15 protein-coding genes are annotated in these 15,909 nt (G+C 65.2%); 9 read left to right on the forward strand and 6 right to left on the reverse strand.

From position 1 onward, the window contains the following. Nucleotides 1–147 precede the first annotated feature (147 nt). The 4 genes from VGN46_RS07670 to grxC all read right to left on the reverse strand — a co-directional run bounded on the left by VGN46_RS07670 (nucleotide 148) and on the right by grxC (nucleotide 2,795). Nucleotides 148–279 (reverse strand): hypothetical protein, encoded by a 132-nt coding sequence (locus VGN46_RS07670; protein WP_331642360.1) that lies wholly within the window; start codon nucleotides 277–279, stop codon nucleotides 148–150. A 701-nt stretch (nucleotides 280–980) separates the two neighbouring features. Then, nucleotides 981–2,003, reverse strand: a complete 1,023-nt coding sequence (locus tag VGN46_RS07675) for an isocitrate dehydrogenase (protein WP_331642362.1) — start codon at nucleotides 2,001–2,003, stop codon at nucleotides 981–983. 127 nt (nucleotides 2,004–2,130) lie between these two features. Continuing rightward, the gene (locus VGN46_RS07680; RefSeq protein WP_414675236.1) at nucleotides 2,131–2,526 is read right to left on the reverse strand and encodes a carboxymuconolactone decarboxylase family protein; all 396 of its coding nucleotides are present in this window, start codon (nucleotides 2,524–2,526) and stop codon (nucleotides 2,131–2,133) included. Then, entirely contained in the window at nucleotides 2,526–2,795 is a 270-nt protein-coding gene (grxC, locus tag VGN46_RS07685) for a glutaredoxin 3 (protein WP_331642364.1), read from the reverse strand. The genes VGN46_RS07680 and grxC overlap by 1 nt, the downstream gene beginning before the upstream one ends. 135 nt (nucleotides 2,796–2,930) lie before the next feature. Between grxC and VGN46_RS07690 the strand changes: the two genes are divergently transcribed. The 9 genes from VGN46_RS07690 to VGN46_RS07730 all read left to right on the forward strand — a co-directional run bounded on the left by VGN46_RS07690 (nucleotide 2,931) and on the right by VGN46_RS07730 (nucleotide 13,586). Further along, a complete protein-coding gene (locus VGN46_RS07690; protein ID WP_331642367.1) occupies nucleotides 2,931–4,547 on the forward strand; it encodes a M48 family metalloprotease in 1,617 nt (538 codons plus the stop codon). Nucleotides 4,548–4,646: 99 nt separating this feature from the next. Next, nucleotides 4,647–5,336 carry a phosphate regulon transcriptional regulator PhoB gene (gene phoB / locus VGN46_RS07695; protein ID WP_046967346.1) on the forward strand — a complete coding sequence of 230 codons (690 nt, stop codon included), beginning with the start codon at nucleotides 4,647–4,649 and terminating at the stop codon, nucleotides 5,334–5,336. A gap of 57 nt (nucleotides 5,337–5,393) precedes the next feature. Beyond that, the gene (phoR, locus tag VGN46_RS07700) at nucleotides 5,394–6,671 is read left to right on the forward strand and encodes a phosphate regulon sensor histidine kinase PhoR (protein ID WP_414675237.1); all 1,278 of its coding nucleotides are present in this window, start codon (nucleotides 5,394–5,396) and stop codon (nucleotides 6,669–6,671) included. A 79-nt stretch (nucleotides 6,672–6,750) separates the two neighbouring features. Then, nucleotides 6,751–8,847, forward strand: a complete 2,097-nt coding sequence (ppk1, locus tag VGN46_RS07705; protein WP_331642409.1) for a polyphosphate kinase 1 — start codon at nucleotides 6,751–6,753, stop codon at nucleotides 8,845–8,847. Beyond that, nucleotides 8,844–9,986 (forward strand): MGDG synthase family glycosyltransferase, encoded by a 1,143-nt coding sequence (locus tag VGN46_RS07710; RefSeq protein ID WP_331642369.1) that lies wholly within the window; start codon nucleotides 8,844–8,846, stop codon nucleotides 9,984–9,986. The genes ppk1 and VGN46_RS07710 overlap by 4 nt, the downstream gene beginning before the upstream one ends. Further along, nucleotides 9,986–10,495: a hypothetical protein gene (locus VGN46_RS07715; RefSeq protein ID WP_331642371.1), complete on the forward strand. Its 510-nt coding sequence runs from the start codon at nucleotides 9,986–9,988 to the stop codon at nucleotides 10,493–10,495. Before VGN46_RS07710 ends, VGN46_RS07715 begins: the two co-directional genes overlap by 1 nt. Nucleotides 10,496–10,538: 43 nt before the next feature. Next, complete coding sequence (locus VGN46_RS07720) at nucleotides 10,539–12,059, forward strand: Ppx/GppA phosphatase family protein (RefSeq protein WP_331642373.1); 1,521 nt, start codon at nucleotides 10,539–10,541, stop codon at nucleotides 12,057–12,059. A gap of 64 nt (nucleotides 12,060–12,123) precedes the next feature. After that, nucleotides 12,124–12,864: a peptidylprolyl isomerase gene (locus VGN46_RS07725; protein WP_331642411.1), complete on the forward strand. Its 741-nt coding sequence runs from the start codon at nucleotides 12,124–12,126 to the stop codon at nucleotides 12,862–12,864. Next, complete coding sequence (locus VGN46_RS07730; RefSeq protein ID WP_331642375.1) at nucleotides 12,861–13,586, forward strand: UDP-2,3-diacylglucosamine diphosphatase; 726 nt, start codon at nucleotides 12,861–12,863, stop codon at nucleotides 13,584–13,586. Before VGN46_RS07725 ends, VGN46_RS07730 begins: the two co-directional genes overlap by 4 nt. On the opposite strand, the gene VGN46_RS07735 is transcribed toward VGN46_RS07730, so the two are convergent. Next, nucleotides 13,583–14,380 (reverse strand): ferritin-like domain-containing protein, encoded by a 798-nt coding sequence (locus tag VGN46_RS07735; RefSeq protein ID WP_331642413.1) that lies wholly within the window; start codon nucleotides 14,378–14,380, stop codon nucleotides 13,583–13,585. The two genes, VGN46_RS07730 and VGN46_RS07735, sit on opposite strands and share 4 nt — an antisense overlap. Before the next feature lie 40 nt (nucleotides 14,381–14,420). Beyond that, entirely contained in the window at nucleotides 14,421–15,899 is a 1,479-nt protein-coding gene (gene purF / locus VGN46_RS07740; RefSeq protein ID WP_331642377.1) for an amidophosphoribosyltransferase, read from the reverse strand. Between the last annotated feature and the right edge of the window lie 10 nt (nucleotides 15,900–15,909).

Raw genomic sequence — 15,909 nt, forward strand, 5'->3', positions numbered from 1 at the left:
TCCCACGACGGCAGCATCTAACGGTGTCGCGAGCACCCATCGCGCGCAAGCGCGCTCCTACAGGAGCCCCATCCAGGTCACCGCAGATCTCGTGTAGGAGCGCGCTTGCGCGCGATCGCCAACGACGCGGTGACGCCGGCCGCCGGCTTACTGCGCGGCGGCGATCGTATTGACCGGCGTGTGCGACGCGGTCGTGGTGAGCATCGCGCCCATGGTCAGCACGCAGGTCAGGACGGCGGCGAGGAAGAAGGTCTTCAGCACGAGGGTTTCGGTCTTCATGGTCAGTCTCCGTGAGGTGGCAGGTGGGCGTGGGTGCCCTTTGCGATAACGGTTGCATCGGCCGTGCCAACCGTTGAATCACCGCGCAAACCGCGCTGCCAAGCCATTTCTCGACGATCGTATCTGGCACCGTTCGTTGTCCGCGGACGATCGCCTGTCCGACGGACGATGTCCGTACACCGCCAGAAACGCAGCCTGCCATGCGGCGAGCTCGTCTATCCCGTTTACCTCAGTGCTGAAGAGAGCCCTCGGTGCCCACCCTCGAGGCGAGTTCCGCAGGCGAGGCAGACGGGCGGGAACAGCCGCCGAAGGCGGGGCCGGCCATGGATGGCCGGTCGTTTGAAATCGAGGCATGGATGCCGAGTTTCAAACCCCCGCCCGGCTGCCGGTTCGCGGCCGTAGGCCAAATAAGTACATGGCCCCGGAGGGGCATCCCTTTCGAACGTTGAGGACCTGTCTGAGCAGCGAGGGTGGGCACCGAGGGCTCTCTGGCGACCACGTCCGAGCGCCAACGCGATGGCGAAGCCGAGCCACACCTGCGAAGCCGAAGGCGAGCCCGCTCGATGAAGACATGCATTCGCGGCAGCGAATGAACCGATCAAGGAGCCAGCACGGCCGCGAAAGCATCGCGCGAAAGCGCGCTCCTACAAAAGAAAACCCGGCCGAAGCCGGGCTTTCTCGTCAACATGGAAGCAAAGCGACTACGCCGTGGCCTTGATCCGCTCGACGATCGCATCGCCGAAGGTATCGGTATTGCCGGTGCCGCCCACGTCCGGGGTCGTCCGGTCGCGCGCGTTCATCACCTCGCTGATCGCCGCGCGCAGGCGCGCGCCCTTCGCCACCATGCCCAGGTGATCCAGCATATCCGCCGCCGCCAGCAGCAGCGCACACGGGTTTGCCTTCTTCTGGCCCGCGATATCCGGCGCCGAACCGTGCACCGCTTCGAAGATCGCCGCGCCCTTGCCGATGTTCGCACCCGGCGCCAGACCCAGGCCGCCAACGAGGCCAGCGCACAGATCGGACAGGATGTCACCGAACAGGTTAGTCGTCACGATCACGTCAAACTGCCACGGGTTCATCACCAGCTGCATGCACGCGTTGTCGACGATCATTTCCTGGAACTCGAGCTCCGGGAAATCCTTCGCCACTTCACGCGCCACATCAAGGAACAGGCCCGACGAGGTCTTCATGATGTTGGCCTTGTGCACGGCCGTGACCTTCTTGCGGCCCTTCGCGCGCGCCATCTCGAAGCCGTAGCGGCAGATGCGCTCCATGCCCGGGCGGGTATTACGGATGATCGACACGGCCACCTCGTTCTCACCCGTGCCCTCGCGCGTCTGGCCCTCGGCCATGTACGCACCCATGGTGTTTTCACGCACCGTGATGATGTCGATGTTCTCGTAACGCGCCTTGGTGCCCGGGAAGCTGATCGCCGGACGCACGTTGGCGTACAGGTCGAACTTGCGGCGCAGGGTCACGTTGATCGACGTGAAGCCACCGCCGATCGGGGTGGTGAGCGGACCCTTGAGCGCCACGGTGTGCTTGGCGATGGCATCGATCGTGCCCTGCGGCAGCAGGTCGCCGTGCTTCTCGAGGGCCACCATGCCCGCGTCCACGAAATCGTAGGTCAGGCCGCAGTCGAGGGCATCGAGGACGCGGATGGTCGCGTCCATGATCTCGGGGCCGATACCGTCGCCGGGGATCACGGCAATGGTTTTGCTCATGGGGGTAACTCCTGGAAGGAAGCAGGTCGAATGACGCACGTGAGACGTGCGCTGGGGAAGAAAATCGCCCAATTATCGGCGATTTTGCCTGCTTCCTTCAAGGACGCCGCGCGGGACGGCGACCCGTTCAGGTCCCGGCGTGGTCCGCGCAAGCCCCGGCATCGGCCGTGGTCTCGCCTTCCAGCGAGTCCAGGAAATCCACCGCGCGGCGCAGGTGCGGGATAACGATGGAGCCGCCCACCACCAGGCCCACGCTGAATACTTCGAAGAATTCATCGCGGTTCACGCCGGCTTCCTTGCACTGGGCCACGTGGTAGCTGATGCAATCGTCGCAGCGGAGCACCATCGAGGCGACCAGGCCGAGCATTTCCTTGGTCTTCACATCCAGCGCGCCCTCGCGGTACGTCTGGGTGTCCAGGGCGAAGAAGCGGCGCACGACCTGGTTGTCTTCCGACAGGATTCGTTCGTTCATGCGCTTGCGGAAAGCGGTGAATTCCTCCAGCCGGTCCTTCTCGGTCGCCATCAGTGCGCGGCCTCGATGATCTCAGCCAGGCGGCCACTGCGGTCGGCGGCGGCCAGGTCGTCAAAGCCACCCACGTGGGTGCCGTTGATGAAGATCTGGGGGACGGTGCGGCGACCGCCGCTCTTCTCCAGCATGACGTCGCGCTGGACCGGATCCATGTCGATGCGCACCTCATTCCACGCCAGGCCCTTGGCCTTGAGCAGGTTCTTGGCGGCCACGCAATACGGGCATACCGCGGTCGAATAGATGGTGATATCAGGGGTGCTCATGGAACCGATGTCTCCGGACAATCTGATGACCGATATATGGCGGCCTTGCGCCCATTCTACAACCCACGGCGAACCCGCGCCGCGCCGTGTGGTCCAAGCCGGGCCCAGCTCCGTGGTGGTATCGTCCTCGCACTTATGCGCCAGCCCTTTCCCCGCCTGCTGCTCCTCGCCGCCACCACCGCCGCCACCTTCGTGGCCGGCGCCCAGGATGCCGTGCGCCTGCCCGACCTGGGTAGCTCCGCGAATGCCTTGATCAGCCCGCGCGAGGCCGAGGATTACGGCGCCGAGATGCTCCGGCAGATGCACGCGCTGGACCTGACCGTCGACGATGCCTTGCTCGACCAGTACATCAACGACCTCGGCTACCGCCTGGTCGCTTCCAGCGACCGGCCGAAAGACCACTTCCAGTTCTTCATCGTCCGCGATACCCAGATCAATGCCTTCGCCGCGCCCGGCGGCTACATCGGCGTGAACGCAGGCCTGATCAACATCACCCAGGACGAAAGCGAACTGGCGGGCGTCATCGCGCACGAAATTGGCCACATCACCCAGAACCATCTCTACCGCGCCTTCGAAGCATCGAAGAAAGACGCCCCGCTGCTGGCTCTCGTGCTGCTGGGCGCGATCGCGGCCGGCGCGGGTGGTGCGGGCGATGCGGCGGCGGGTGTGCTCATGGGTGGCCAGGGCCTGCTGCTGCAGCGGCAGATCAACTTCACCCGCAAGGATGAAATCGAAGCTGACCGCGTCGGCATCCAGACACTGGCCAACGCCGGCTTCAATCCGGACGCGATGGCCGACTTCTTCGGGCGCATGCAGGACACCCTGCGTGTCGGCGAAGGCGAAAACGCGCTGCCCGCGTTGCTGCAAACCCACCCCGTGACACTCGATCGCATCAGTGACGCCCGCGCCCGCGCACGCACGCTTGAGGCCCGCCTGAAAGACCGGCCGAGACTACCTACGATCGACAAGGCCACCTGGGAAAAAAATACAGCACCCGTGCTTTATGTGAAGGATCCGACCACCCTGGTGAACACCGGCGCCGCCGTGGCAAAGGACAGCGCCGGGGATATGTATGCCCTGATGCGTGAACGCGTTCGCGTACTGTCGGGTGATGCGGGCAAGTTGGCGTCGTATTACGCCACCAACCTGAAACGCAAGGATTTCGACACGGCCGCCAACCGCTATGGCTACGCCGTGGCGCTTATCCGCACCAACCACGGCAGCCAGGCCATCGAGCAACTGCAGCCCCTGCTGGCCTCGCTGCCGGGCAGCGTCGTGCTGCGCATGGCCATGGCCGATGCCTACCTGGATGCCGGCCGCTCAGGCGATGCCATGGCGATCTACAAAGCCCTGCACGAAAATTCACCGCGCAATGTGGCGGTCGCGCTGGGCTACGCCAAGGCCCTGGCGGTCCAGGGCAGCACGGGAAGTGCCCGGCAAGCCGCCGACCTGCTCCGGCCCATGCTCGACAAGAGCGACGATCCGGAGATCTTCCGCACCTACGCCCAGGCCAGTGAGCGGGCCGGCGACAGCATTCGCGCCGCGGAGGCCTACGCCAACGCCTCCTACCTTTCCGGCCGCCCCTTTGACGCCATGGAACAGCTGCGCCGCCTGCTCAAGCGCGATGACCTCGATTTCTACCAGCGCTCACGCATCCAGTCGCAGATTGCCGACCTGACCCCGCTCCTGCTCGAGCTGCGCAAGCGCCGGGTGGCCACTGACGACAACCCGGATGGCCGCACCCAGCAGTGACTGCGCCTTATCGGCAAGGGACGAATGTGACCGTTGTCATTGCCCTGTAACACTGCACGGCTGCAATATGACGGTCACAGCCACCAAGCGGTTCTTAGCGTGCATAAGCGCATTCTTATCGTGGAAGACGAAGCATCGATTCGCGACATGGTCGCGTTCGCACTTCGCAAGGCGGGCATGGACGCGGCTCACGCCGCCGACGCCCGCGCCGCCCAGATGGCCATCTCCGAGCGTGTGCCGGACCTGATCCTGCTGGACTGGATGCTCCCGGGCACCAGCGGCCTGGAACTGGCCCGCCGCCTGCGTCGCGAGGAACTGTCCCGCGAGATCCCCATCATCATGCTCACCGCCCGCGGTGAGGAGATGGACCGGGTGAACGGCCTCGAGGCCGGCGTGGACGACTATGTGATCAAGCCCTTCTCCACTCGCGAGCTCATTGCCCGCATCAAGGCCGTGCTCCGCCGCAGCCAGGGTGATGATGGCTCTGGCATCGTCGAACTGGGCGGCCTGCGCATCGACGGCCCCGCGCACCGCGTGTTTGCCGGCGAGGATGCGGTGCCGATCGGCCCCACCGAATACCGCCTGCTGTTCTTCTTCATGACCCACCCGGAGCGCGTGTACTCGCGTGCGCAGCTGCTCGACCACGTGTGGGGCGGCAGTGTGTACGTCGAAGAGCGCACGGTGGATGTGCATATCCGCCGCCTGCGCAAGACCCTGGAACCGTGGAAGCTCGACGACATGGTGCAGACCGTGCGCGGTGCGGGCTACCGCTTCTCCGCCAATACCTAGGCTAACGCGGGCTCGCCGCGTTATGGTGCGAACCACCAGACCGTCGGTTAACCCGCCATGCCACCCAGCTTCCTGACTTCCTGGCGATTGCCCGTTACCTGCGCCGCCCTGCTTATCGCGGGCGGTGCGGCAGGCGCGCTCGTGGGTTCGACGCTAGCCGGCGTGAGCGTCATCGCGCTGGTGGAAATCGTCGTCCTGCTGTCGCTGTTCCGTCATAAGGCCGGGCCAATGTTGCAAACGCCTGCAACGTCCCACCCTGAGCATGACCGTCTCATGACCCGCACCCGTCGTATCGCCTCCCGTCTCCGCGACTTGCGCAGCGCGGCAGGTTCCCTCCCCGATGGCGTGGTCCTCCTGGACCACGCGCAGCACGTCCGCTGGTTTAACCACGCGGCGGAGGAACTGCTTGGGCTGAAGGGCCCGCGTGACCGTGGCCGTTTCATCACGGATGTGCTGAAGAACAGCGAGCTGGCTGAATGGCTCGACGATGGCGCGCGCGAACCGCTGACGGATGTGACCGCGCCCGGGCACCCGAACCGGCACATCACTGCGACCCTGTTGCCGTTTGGCAGCCGCCAGCGCGTGCTGCTGGCCCGTGATACCAGCCATCTCACCCGGCTCGAGCAGATTCGCCGTGATTTCGTGGCCAATGTGTCGCACGAGTTGCGCACGCCCCTCACGGTGATCCACGGCTATCTCGAGCTGCTGGACCCGGAAGATGTCCCCGAGCTCGCCCCGGTGCTGGACGAAATGCGTGCGCAATCCAAGCGCATGGGCCAGATCGTGGAAGACCTGCTCACCTTGTCCCGCCTGGAAACCCAGGACCACCTCGCTGAAGAACACGTGCAGATGGCGCCCCTGCTGGCGTCCCTGCGCAAGGAAGCGGAGGCGCTCAGCCAGGGCCGGCACACCATTTCGCTGGACGTCGCCACCGGTTACGACCTGCTTGGCTCGACCAAGGACCTGCACAGCGCGTTCGGCAACCTGGTCGGGAACGCCGTGCGCTATACGCCGACCGGCGGCAAGATCGCCATTCGCTGGGCGGCGACCGACGGCGGCGCGCGCTTCTCCGTGCAGGATTCCGGTTTCGGCATCCCGGCCGCGCACATCGCCCGCCTGACCGAGCGCTTCTACCGTGTCTCATCCAGCCGCTCGCGTGATTCGGGTGGCACCGGCCTGGGCCTGTCCATCGTCAAGCACGTGCTGAACCTGCACCAGGCCCGCCTCTCGATCGAGAGCGAGCCAGGCAAGGGCTCCACGTTTGCCTGTGTTTTCGGCAGCGACCGCCTGCTCGACGGTTCCCGCCTGTACGACGTCGCGGGCGCCCCGGCCTGAACGCATGTCTCCCCGGCGCCCGCAGGTTGCTGCGATGCCCCTTTCCGTGGCGGCCGGCGATGGTTCACCATCGGCGGTCATGAAACGAGCCGCGGAACGCATGAGCGCGAAGATCGACCTCGGGGCCCCCGGGCTGTACATCAACCGTGAGCTGGCGGCGCTGGAGTTCAACTTCCGCGTCCTGGCCCAGGCCAGCGATCCGGATGTCCCGGTCCTGGAGCGCCTGCGCTACCTCACTATCGTCAGCAATAACCTCGATGAATTCTTCGAGGTGCGTGTCGCTGTGCTCAAGCACAAGCACGCACTGGGTGCCGCCCTGCCTGGCGCGGATGGCATGGGCTCGGGCGAGATCCTTGCCCGTATCCGTGAGCGCACGCTGGAGCTGGTGAGCGAGATCTACCGGCTCTGGCATGAGGAGCTCGGACCGGCGATGAACGCCGAGGGCATTCGCTTCGTCACCCGGGACCAATGGTCGGACAAGCAGCGTCGCTGGCTGCAGGGCTATTTTCAAGACGAGATCATGCCCGTGCTCTCGCCCCTGGGCCTCGACCCGGCACATCCGTTCCCGCGGATCCTCAACAAGACGCTGAACCTGGCCGTGGTACTGAAAGGCCGCGACGCGTTCGGCCGCGAGGGTCATATGGCATTGGTGCGGGCGCCGCGCTCCCTGCCACGGATCATTCGTATCCCGGCGGAAGTCTCCGACGGCGATGGCGATTTCGTCTTCCTGGCCGAAATACTGCAGAGCTTCGCCGACGAAATCTTCCCCGGCTTCCAGGTGTGCGCGGCGTACCAGTTCCGGGTCACCCGCAACAGCGAGCTGGTGGTCGAAGAGGCCGAAATGGAGAACCTGGCCCGTGCCCTTAGCGAGGAACTGGCCGGACGGGGTTATGCGCGCCCCGTACGCCTCGAAGTCGGCGCCGATTGCCCGCGCGCGATCACCGAGATGCTCATGGCGAACTTCCAGTTGGAAGACGCCGATATCTACCGCTGCGACGGCCCCGTCAACATCATTCGCTCCGGCGTGATCTACGACCAGCTCGATCGCCCCGAACTGAAGTTCCCGCACTTCACGCCACGGCTTTCACCGGCGTTCGCCAAGGGCGTGAACGAGTTCGACGTGCTCGGCGAGCGCGATGTGCTTTTTCACCACCCGTACGAATCGTTTGCCTCGGTGGTGGAGCTGCTGCGCCGCGCGTCGCAGGATCCGGGCGTACTCGCGATCAAGCAGACCCTGTACCGGGCGGGCAAGGATTCACCGCTGGTCGATTTACTCGTCGAAGCGGCTCGCAACGGCAAGGACGTCACCGTGGTGATCGAGTTGCGCGCGCGGTTTGACGAAGAAGCCAACATCGGCCTTGCCAATCGCCTGCAGGAAGCTGGCGTGCAGGTGGTTTACGGTGTGGTGGGCTACAAGACCCACGCCAAGATGCTGCTCATCGTGCGTCGCGAAGGCAGCGGCCTGCGCCGCTACGTCCACCTCTCCACCGGCAACTACCACCAGGGTAATAGCCGCGGCTACACCGATATCGGCCTGATGACCTCGAACGCGGAGATCGGCGAGGACATCCACAAGGTCTTCCAGCAGCTATCAGGCCTGGGGCCCATGATCCAGCTGAAGCGCCTGCTGCATTCGCCATTTACGCTGTATAGCAGCGTCATGGGCAAGATCGAGCGCGAGATCGACCACGCGAAGCACAAACGTCCCGCGCGCATCGTGGCCAAGCTCAACGCGCTGAATGAAGCGCATGTCGTCGAAGCGCTTTATCGCGCCTCGCAGGCCGGCGTACAGATCGACCTGATCATCCGCGGCGCCTGCACCTTGCGCCCTGGCGTCAAGGGTGTGTCGGAGAACATCCGCGTACGCTCCATCATCGGTCGTTTCCTGGAACACAGTCGTGTGTACTGGTTTGGCAACGATGGCGAGCCGGAGCTGTACTGTGCCAGCGCCGACTGGATGGAGCGGAACCTGATGCGCCGGATCGAGATTGGCGTGCCGATCCTCGAGCCTGAACTCTTCAAGCGCGTGTACGACGAAACGCTGGAAAACTACCTGCGCGACAACACCCAGGCGTGGATGCTCGGCGCCGATGGCCGCTACCTACGGCGGCAACCCGGCGATGGCGAGCTACCGCATTCGGCGCAACAATCGCTGCTGGCCAAGTACTGCGGGTGAAGCGGCGTATCCTGCTCCTGTCGGTGTCAGCGGGTGCCGGGCACGTACGTGCCGCGGATGCGCTCGAGGCTACCGTGACCGCCCTGGCCGACCAGGGGGGCGAGGTCGAGGCGCGCCACCTCGATGTCATGGACTATGTGCCATCGAGCTTCCGTCGCATCTATGCGGACTTTTATCTTGGCCTGATCACGCGCTACCCGCGCCTGTGGGGCATGCTCTACCGGATTACGGACGACGCTCGCCCTGACGCGGTCGTGCAGCGCATGCGCCGCACGATCGAGCGCCTCAACACGCGCCGGTTGCGTGCGGCGATCGCCGATTTCGCACCCGACGCCATTATCTGCACGCACTTCCTGCCCGCCGAGATGCTCGCCCGGCAGATTCGTAAAGGCCGGGTCACGGCACCGGTTTATCTACAGGTCACCGACTTCGACCTGCACCGGATGTGGCTGGTGCCCGGGATGACCGGCTACTTTGCGGCCAGCCCGGAAATAGCCTACCGCATGCACGCGGTCGGGCTGCCTGCATCACGCGTGCACACCACCGGCATCCCGGTGATGCCCGCGTTCGCCGATGTGCAGGACCGCGGCACGCTGGCGCGCAGCTTCGGCATGGACCCGGATCGCGCCACTTACCTGGTGATGGGCGGCGGCGCGGGTGTCGGCGCCCTGGATGCGCTCGCCGATACGCTGCTCTCGGCGGGAGGTGACTTTCAACTCGTCGTACTTGCCGGGCGCAACGAAGAGATGCTGGGCCGCTTGCGCCGCCTGGCCGAACAGAAGCATGCCGGGCGGCTGTTCCCGCAGGGTTATACGAAGCATGTGGAACGCCTCATGGCATGCTGCGACCTCGCCATCACGAAGCCCGGCGGCCTTACCACCTCCGAGTGCCTCGCCATGGGCCTGCCCATGATCGTGAACGCACCCATCCCTGGCCAGGAGGAGCGCAACGCCGACTATCTGCTGGAACAGGGCGCGGCGTGGAAGGCGATCGACGGCGTCGCCCTGGGCTGGCGTGTGCAGGCGCTACGCGACGATCCTGCCCAGCTTGCGGCCATGGGCCGCCGCGCCCGGGCGATCGGCAGGCCCCATGCCGCGCGCGACGTTATCGATATTGTTCTCGCGCCGTTGGGAAGCTGATGAGTCATTCGCCACGCAAGCGCATCGCCGCCGTTATTGCGACCGCTGCCTTCGCCTTCTTGCTTGCCTTCCTGTTCGCGCATGTCGAAGTCGAGATCGAAGGGCCAAATGGTTGGGCTACGAGCCTGCCCACGTGGCGCATCGAAAACCACTGGCTGCTCGACCTGCTGTGGGGCGGTCGGCCCATGACCGGCTACCACGCCTGGGTGTTTCCTTTCATCGCGTTGTTCTTCCATTTTCCCATGGTCTTCCGGGGCTTCTGGAGCTGGCGCGCGCAGGTGCGCATCATCGCGTGCGTCATGCTGTTCTGGGTCGCCGAGGATGGGCTCTGGTTCATCCTGAACCCGGCCTTCGGTCTTGCCCGTTTCAACCCCGAAAACGTGCCCTGGCACCGGCATTGGTGGGGTCCGGCGCCCACGGATTACTGGGTATTCGGCTTCCTCTGTATCCTGTTGTTTATCCTCTCGGCCATGCCGAAATCGCGCGCCGCCGTTTCCCCTAACCGGTAAAGGCGTGACAAAATTCACCGCTACGCCGCTGCGGACATCTCCCTTGGCCACATCAGGTAAATCGCAGATCAACGATGGCGAATTCATCGCCGCCGTCGACCTCGGCTCCAACAGCTTCCACATGGTGGTCGCGCGCTACGAACATGGCGAACCGCGGGTGATCGATCGCCTGCGCGATTCCGTGCGCATGGCCGTGGGCCTTCGCCCCGATGGCACCCTCGACGCGGCGCACCGGGCCGCGGCCCTGGGCAGCCTCGCGCGTTTCGGCCAGCGCCTTGCCGGCATCCCTGCGCTGCACATCCGCGCCGTCGCCACCAATACGGTGCGCCGGCTGGCCTCTCCGCACGCGTTTCTTTCGGCGGCGGAGGCCGCGCTCGGCCATCCTGTCGAAATCGTCTCGGGCCGTGAAGAAGGCCGCCTGATCTTCCTGGGCGCCGCGCACGACCTGCCCGCGTCACGCGACCATCGCCTCGTCATCGATATCGGCGGCGGCAGCACCGAGTTCATCATCGGCCGCGGCACCTCACCCCTGCTCACGGAGAGCGTCCAGGTCGGCTGCATCGCCTCCACGCTGCGCTTCTTCCCAGGCGGCAAGATCACGCGCAAGCGCTGGCAGAAGGCGCGCCGCGAGATCGGCGTGCTACTTCAGCAGTTCTCCGAGGATTACCGCGAAGCGGGCTGGATGGATGCGTATGGCTCATCAGGCACGGCCAAGGCGATCGGCTCGGTGGTGCGGGCGATGAAGCTGTCCGAAGACGGCATCACCCCCGATGCCCTCGCCGCGGTGCGCGAGGCGCTGATTGAACAGGGTGCGACAGGCGCCCCGCTCAAGCTGCCGGGCCTCGCCGACGATCGCGCTGAAGTGTTCGCGGGCGGCGTCGCGATCTTCGAGGCCGCCTTCGAAGCGCTGGGTATCGAGCGCCTCGGTGTGTCGGAAAGCTCCATGCGCGAGGGCGTGCTGTGGGATCTGATCGGCCGTTCCGCGGGTACCGATCCGCGCATGGCCAGCATCGATGCGCTTGCCGCACGCTACGGCGTCGATCGCGCGCAGGCGCGCCGCGTGGAAACCACCGCGCTCTCGCTGTTCGATCAACTGGCCAAGGTCTGGAAGCTCGACGACGATGGCCGTGAGTGGCTCTCGTGGGCGGCCCGCGTGCATGAGCTTGGCCTTGCCATCGCCCACAGCCAGCACCAGCGGCACGGCGCCTATATCTTGCGTCACGCCGATATGGCCGGCTTCTCACGACAGGAACAACAACTGCTTGCCGCCATCGTGGAATCGCACCGGCGCAAGCCGGAGCGAGCGGTGGTCAACGCCCTGCCCGTGCGCTACCGCGCGCTGGCCCGGCATATCACGGCGATCCTCCGCCTGGCCGTGCTGTTCCGCCGGGCGCGCCGCGCCGAATCCATGCCGCGCATCCGCGTGAACGCCACCCGGCAGCGCCTGCGCCTCACCCTGCCCGCTGACTGGCTCGACCAGCATCCGCTGACCGAAGCCGATCTGGAGCAGGAGCGCGAGCCCATGGTGGAACTGGGGCTGGAACTCGAGATCGTTACCGAATAAGCCTGCCTGCCCCCGCCAAGGGGGTATCATGGCAAGGTTGTCCTTCTGCACGTACCGGTTGCCCATGCTGAAAACCGCCCTCGCCAGCCTCCTCCTCGCCCTGCCTGTCGCCGCCATGGCCCAGCAGCAGGCCAAGCCGGCGGCGCCCGCGCCCGGCCCGGTGGATCACCCCCGCGTCGTCATGCACACCTCCCAGGGCGATTTCACCCTGGAGCTGTTCCCGGAGAAGGCGCCCAAGAGCGTCGCCAACTTCCTCCAGTACGTTCGTGATGGCTTCTACGACGGCACGGTGTTTCACCGCGTCGTCGATGGCTACATGGTCCAGGGCGGCCTCTACAGCCGTGACCTGACCCAGCGCCGCACCCGTGCGCCGATCACCAGCGAAGCCGACAATGGTTTGTCGAACCTGCGCGGTACGGTCGCCGTGGCGCGTGGTGCGGATGCCAACTCGGGCACATCGCAGTTCTTCGTCAACCTTGTCGACAACCGCCGGCTGGATTACGTCAGCAACCAAAGCGGCCTGACCTGGGGCTTCGCCGTGTTCGGCAAGGTCGCCCAGGGCATGGAGACGGTCGACAAGATCGCGAAGCTGCCGACCAAGGCACAGGGTCCATTCGTCGGCGATGTGCCGAATCCGCTGGTCATCATCAACTCGGCTCAGGTCGTGGGTGAAGAGAAGGCGGCGCCCGCGGCGGCCTCCAGTGTCGCCGGCAAACCTGCCGCGCCCGCTGCTGCTCCAGCCACCCCGCCAAAGAAGGCGGAGAAGAAAACCGAGAAGAAGCCCGCGGCCAAGACCACGCCATGACCACGCTGTTCATTGCCGATCTCCATCTTGACGACACCCGCCCCGATATCACCACCCTGTTCGAGCGGTACCTCGCATCTGACGAGGCACGTGGTGCCAAAGCGTTCTACATTTTGGGCGACCTGGTGGAAGCGTGGATCGGCGACGACGACGATGCCGAGCTCCCGGCACGTATCGCCGCGGCGACGAAGGGCCTGAGCGACACCGGGGTGCCGGTGTACTTCATGGTCGGCAACCGGGACTTCCTGCTCGGCGACGCGTTCGCTTCGCGTGCTGGGATGACCCTGCTCGACGACGGTACGGTGCATGACATCGAAGGTGTGCCTACCCTGCTGATGCATGGCGATGTGCTGTGCACTGACGATGTCGAATACCAGGCTGTGCGCAAGCAGGTGCGTACCGAGGCCTGGAAGCAGCAGATTCTTTCCATGCCGCTGGCCGCGCGGCGCGCGTTCGCCGCGCAGGCGCGCAGTGACAGCAAGTCACGCACCGGGCGCATCGATGAAACGATCATGGATGTGAACCAGGGCGCCGTGGACGATGCCATGCGCCACGCGCGGGTGACGCGACTGGTTCATGGGCATACGCACCGGCCGGCCGTGCATGACTTTGCGCTGGGTGGCGCGGCAGCGCAGCGTATCGTGCTGGGAGATTGGTACGACCACGGGTCGGTATTGCGTATTGAACCCGATAGCGTCGAGTTGCGCGGGTTGAAGCGTTAGAGCGTTACGAGCCAGGCCAGCTCGGATTCGGAGAAGCCGGCCTCACGCCGTGCTTCCAGGTTGAACGGCCCACGCAGCGAACCATTCATATAGTCGTTCAGCAGCGTCGCGAACGTCGCTTCCGGTTCAATACCATCGCGCGCGCAGCACCAGTGGAACCAACGCGTACCCGCGGCCACATGGGCCACTTCCTCGCGCAGGATCACTTCCAGGATCGCCACGGTGCGCTCGTCCTTCTGGTGGCGCAGGCGCTCCATCATGCCCGGCGTAACGTCCAGGCCACGCGCTTCCAGGACGCGCGGCACGAGCGCCATGCGCGCCGTGTCGCTATGCGCGGTTTTCTCAGCCATTTCCCACAGGCCATTGTGCGCATCGAAATCGCCGTAGGCATGGCCGAGTTCGCCGAGCCGGCCCTGCAGCATCATGAAATGACGCGCCTCGTCGTTCGCGCACGACGCCCAATCGAGATAGTAGGCATCGGGTTTGCCACGGAAGCGGTACACCGCATCCCACGCGAGATCGATAGCATTGAATTCGATATGCGCGATGGCATGTACCAGCGCTATGCGCCCTTCGGGCGTACCCAGGCCGCGCTGCTTGAGATCGCGCGTCGACACCAGCCGCGGCCGTTCGGGACGGCCGGGCAAACGGATAGGTTCGGCGGCGGGGCCACTTTCCGTAGCAGCGAGTTCGCCGGCTTGCAGGCGGGCGAACGTATCGAAGGTCAGGCGAACTTTCTCACCCGGATCGACGGCATCAAGGCAACGGCGGGCGGCGGCGTGGAGATCCTGCATCACGAAATGGCGCGGCACGCCTTGCGTGCCGCGCACGCCATCAGGCTGTACGGCGCTCGTTCTTGGCGTTATCGGAACGCAGGGCTTCCTGCTGTTCCAGGAACGCCGAATCCACGCCTGTCACGTACTCGCCTGAGAAGCAGGAGGTATCGAAGGTCTTCAGATCCTCATTACCATCCGCGACCGCCCAGACCAGATCGTCGAGATCCTGGTAGACCAGCCAGTCGGCACCGAGGAGCTTTTCGACTTCTTCCACCGTGCGACCGGCGGCGATCAGCTCCGCTACGGCAGGCATGTCGATGCCATACACGTTGGGGAAGCGCACCGGCGGCGCGGCCGAGGCAAAGTAGACGTTCTTCGCGCCGGCATCGCGTGCCATCTGGATGATCTGCTTCGAGGTCGTGCCGCGGACGATCGAATCATCCACGAGCAGCACGTTCTTCTTGCGGAACTCCAGGTCGATGGCGTTGAGCTTGCGGCGCACGGATTTCACGCGCTCGCCCTGTCCCGGCATGATGAAGGTGCGGCCGATGTAACGGTTCTTGACCAGGCCTTCGCGCATCGGCACGCCCAGCGCCTGCGCCAGCGAACTGGCCGCGGTGCGCGAGGTATCGGGAATGGGGATGACCGCATCGATGCCATGGTCCGGGCCACGCTCGCGCAGGATCTTTTCGGCGAGCTTCTCGCCCATGCGCAGGCGTGCCTTGTAGACCGATACATCCTCGATCATCGAATCGGGACGCGCGAGGTACACGTATTCGAAGATGCACGGCGAGTGCACCGCGCCTTCCGCGCAACGCTGCGAGAACAGCTGGCCGCCCTCGGTGATGATCACCGCCTCGCCCGGCGCGATATCGCGCATGCGCTTGAAGCCGAGCACGTCCAGCGCGACCGATTCGGACGCGACAGCGTATTCGTGGCCGTCGGCCGTGACGCGCTCGCCCAACACCAGCGGGCGGATGCCATTCGGGTCGCGGAACGCGATGAGGCCATAGCCAAGCACCAGGGCGACGCAGGCGTAACCGCCACGAGCGCGCGCATGCACGCGCGACACGGCCTTGAAGACGTGCTCGGGGGTCAGGTCGCCACGATCTTCCAGCTGCAGTTCGTGGGCGAGCACGTTCAGCAGCACCTCGGAGTCGGAATCGGTATCGATGTGGCGGCGGTCGTCTTCGAACATCTCCTTGCGGAGCTGCTCGGTGTTGACCAGATTACCGTTGTGCGCAAAGGCAATGCCGTAGGGCGAATTCACGTAGAACGGCTGGGCTTCTTCCGTACCTTCGGAGCCGGCCGTGGGGTAGCGGCAGTGGCCAAGTCCGATGCGGCCACGCAGCTTGCCGACGCCCGCCGAGTTGAAGACATCGCGCACGAGGCCGTTGCCCTTGTGCAGGCGCAGGCGTGCGCCATCCACGGTGGCGATACCGGCGGCATCCTGTCCGCGATGTTGCAGGACGGTCAGGCCGTCATACAGGGCCGATGCCACTTCCGTGGTACCGACGATGCCGATGATTCCGCACATGGTGTTGCCT

The organism is Luteibacter sp. (genome assembly GCF_036500425.1).
In the GTDB taxonomy this organism is placed as follows: domain Bacteria; phylum Pseudomonadota; class Gammaproteobacteria; order Xanthomonadales; family Rhodanobacteraceae; genus Luteibacter.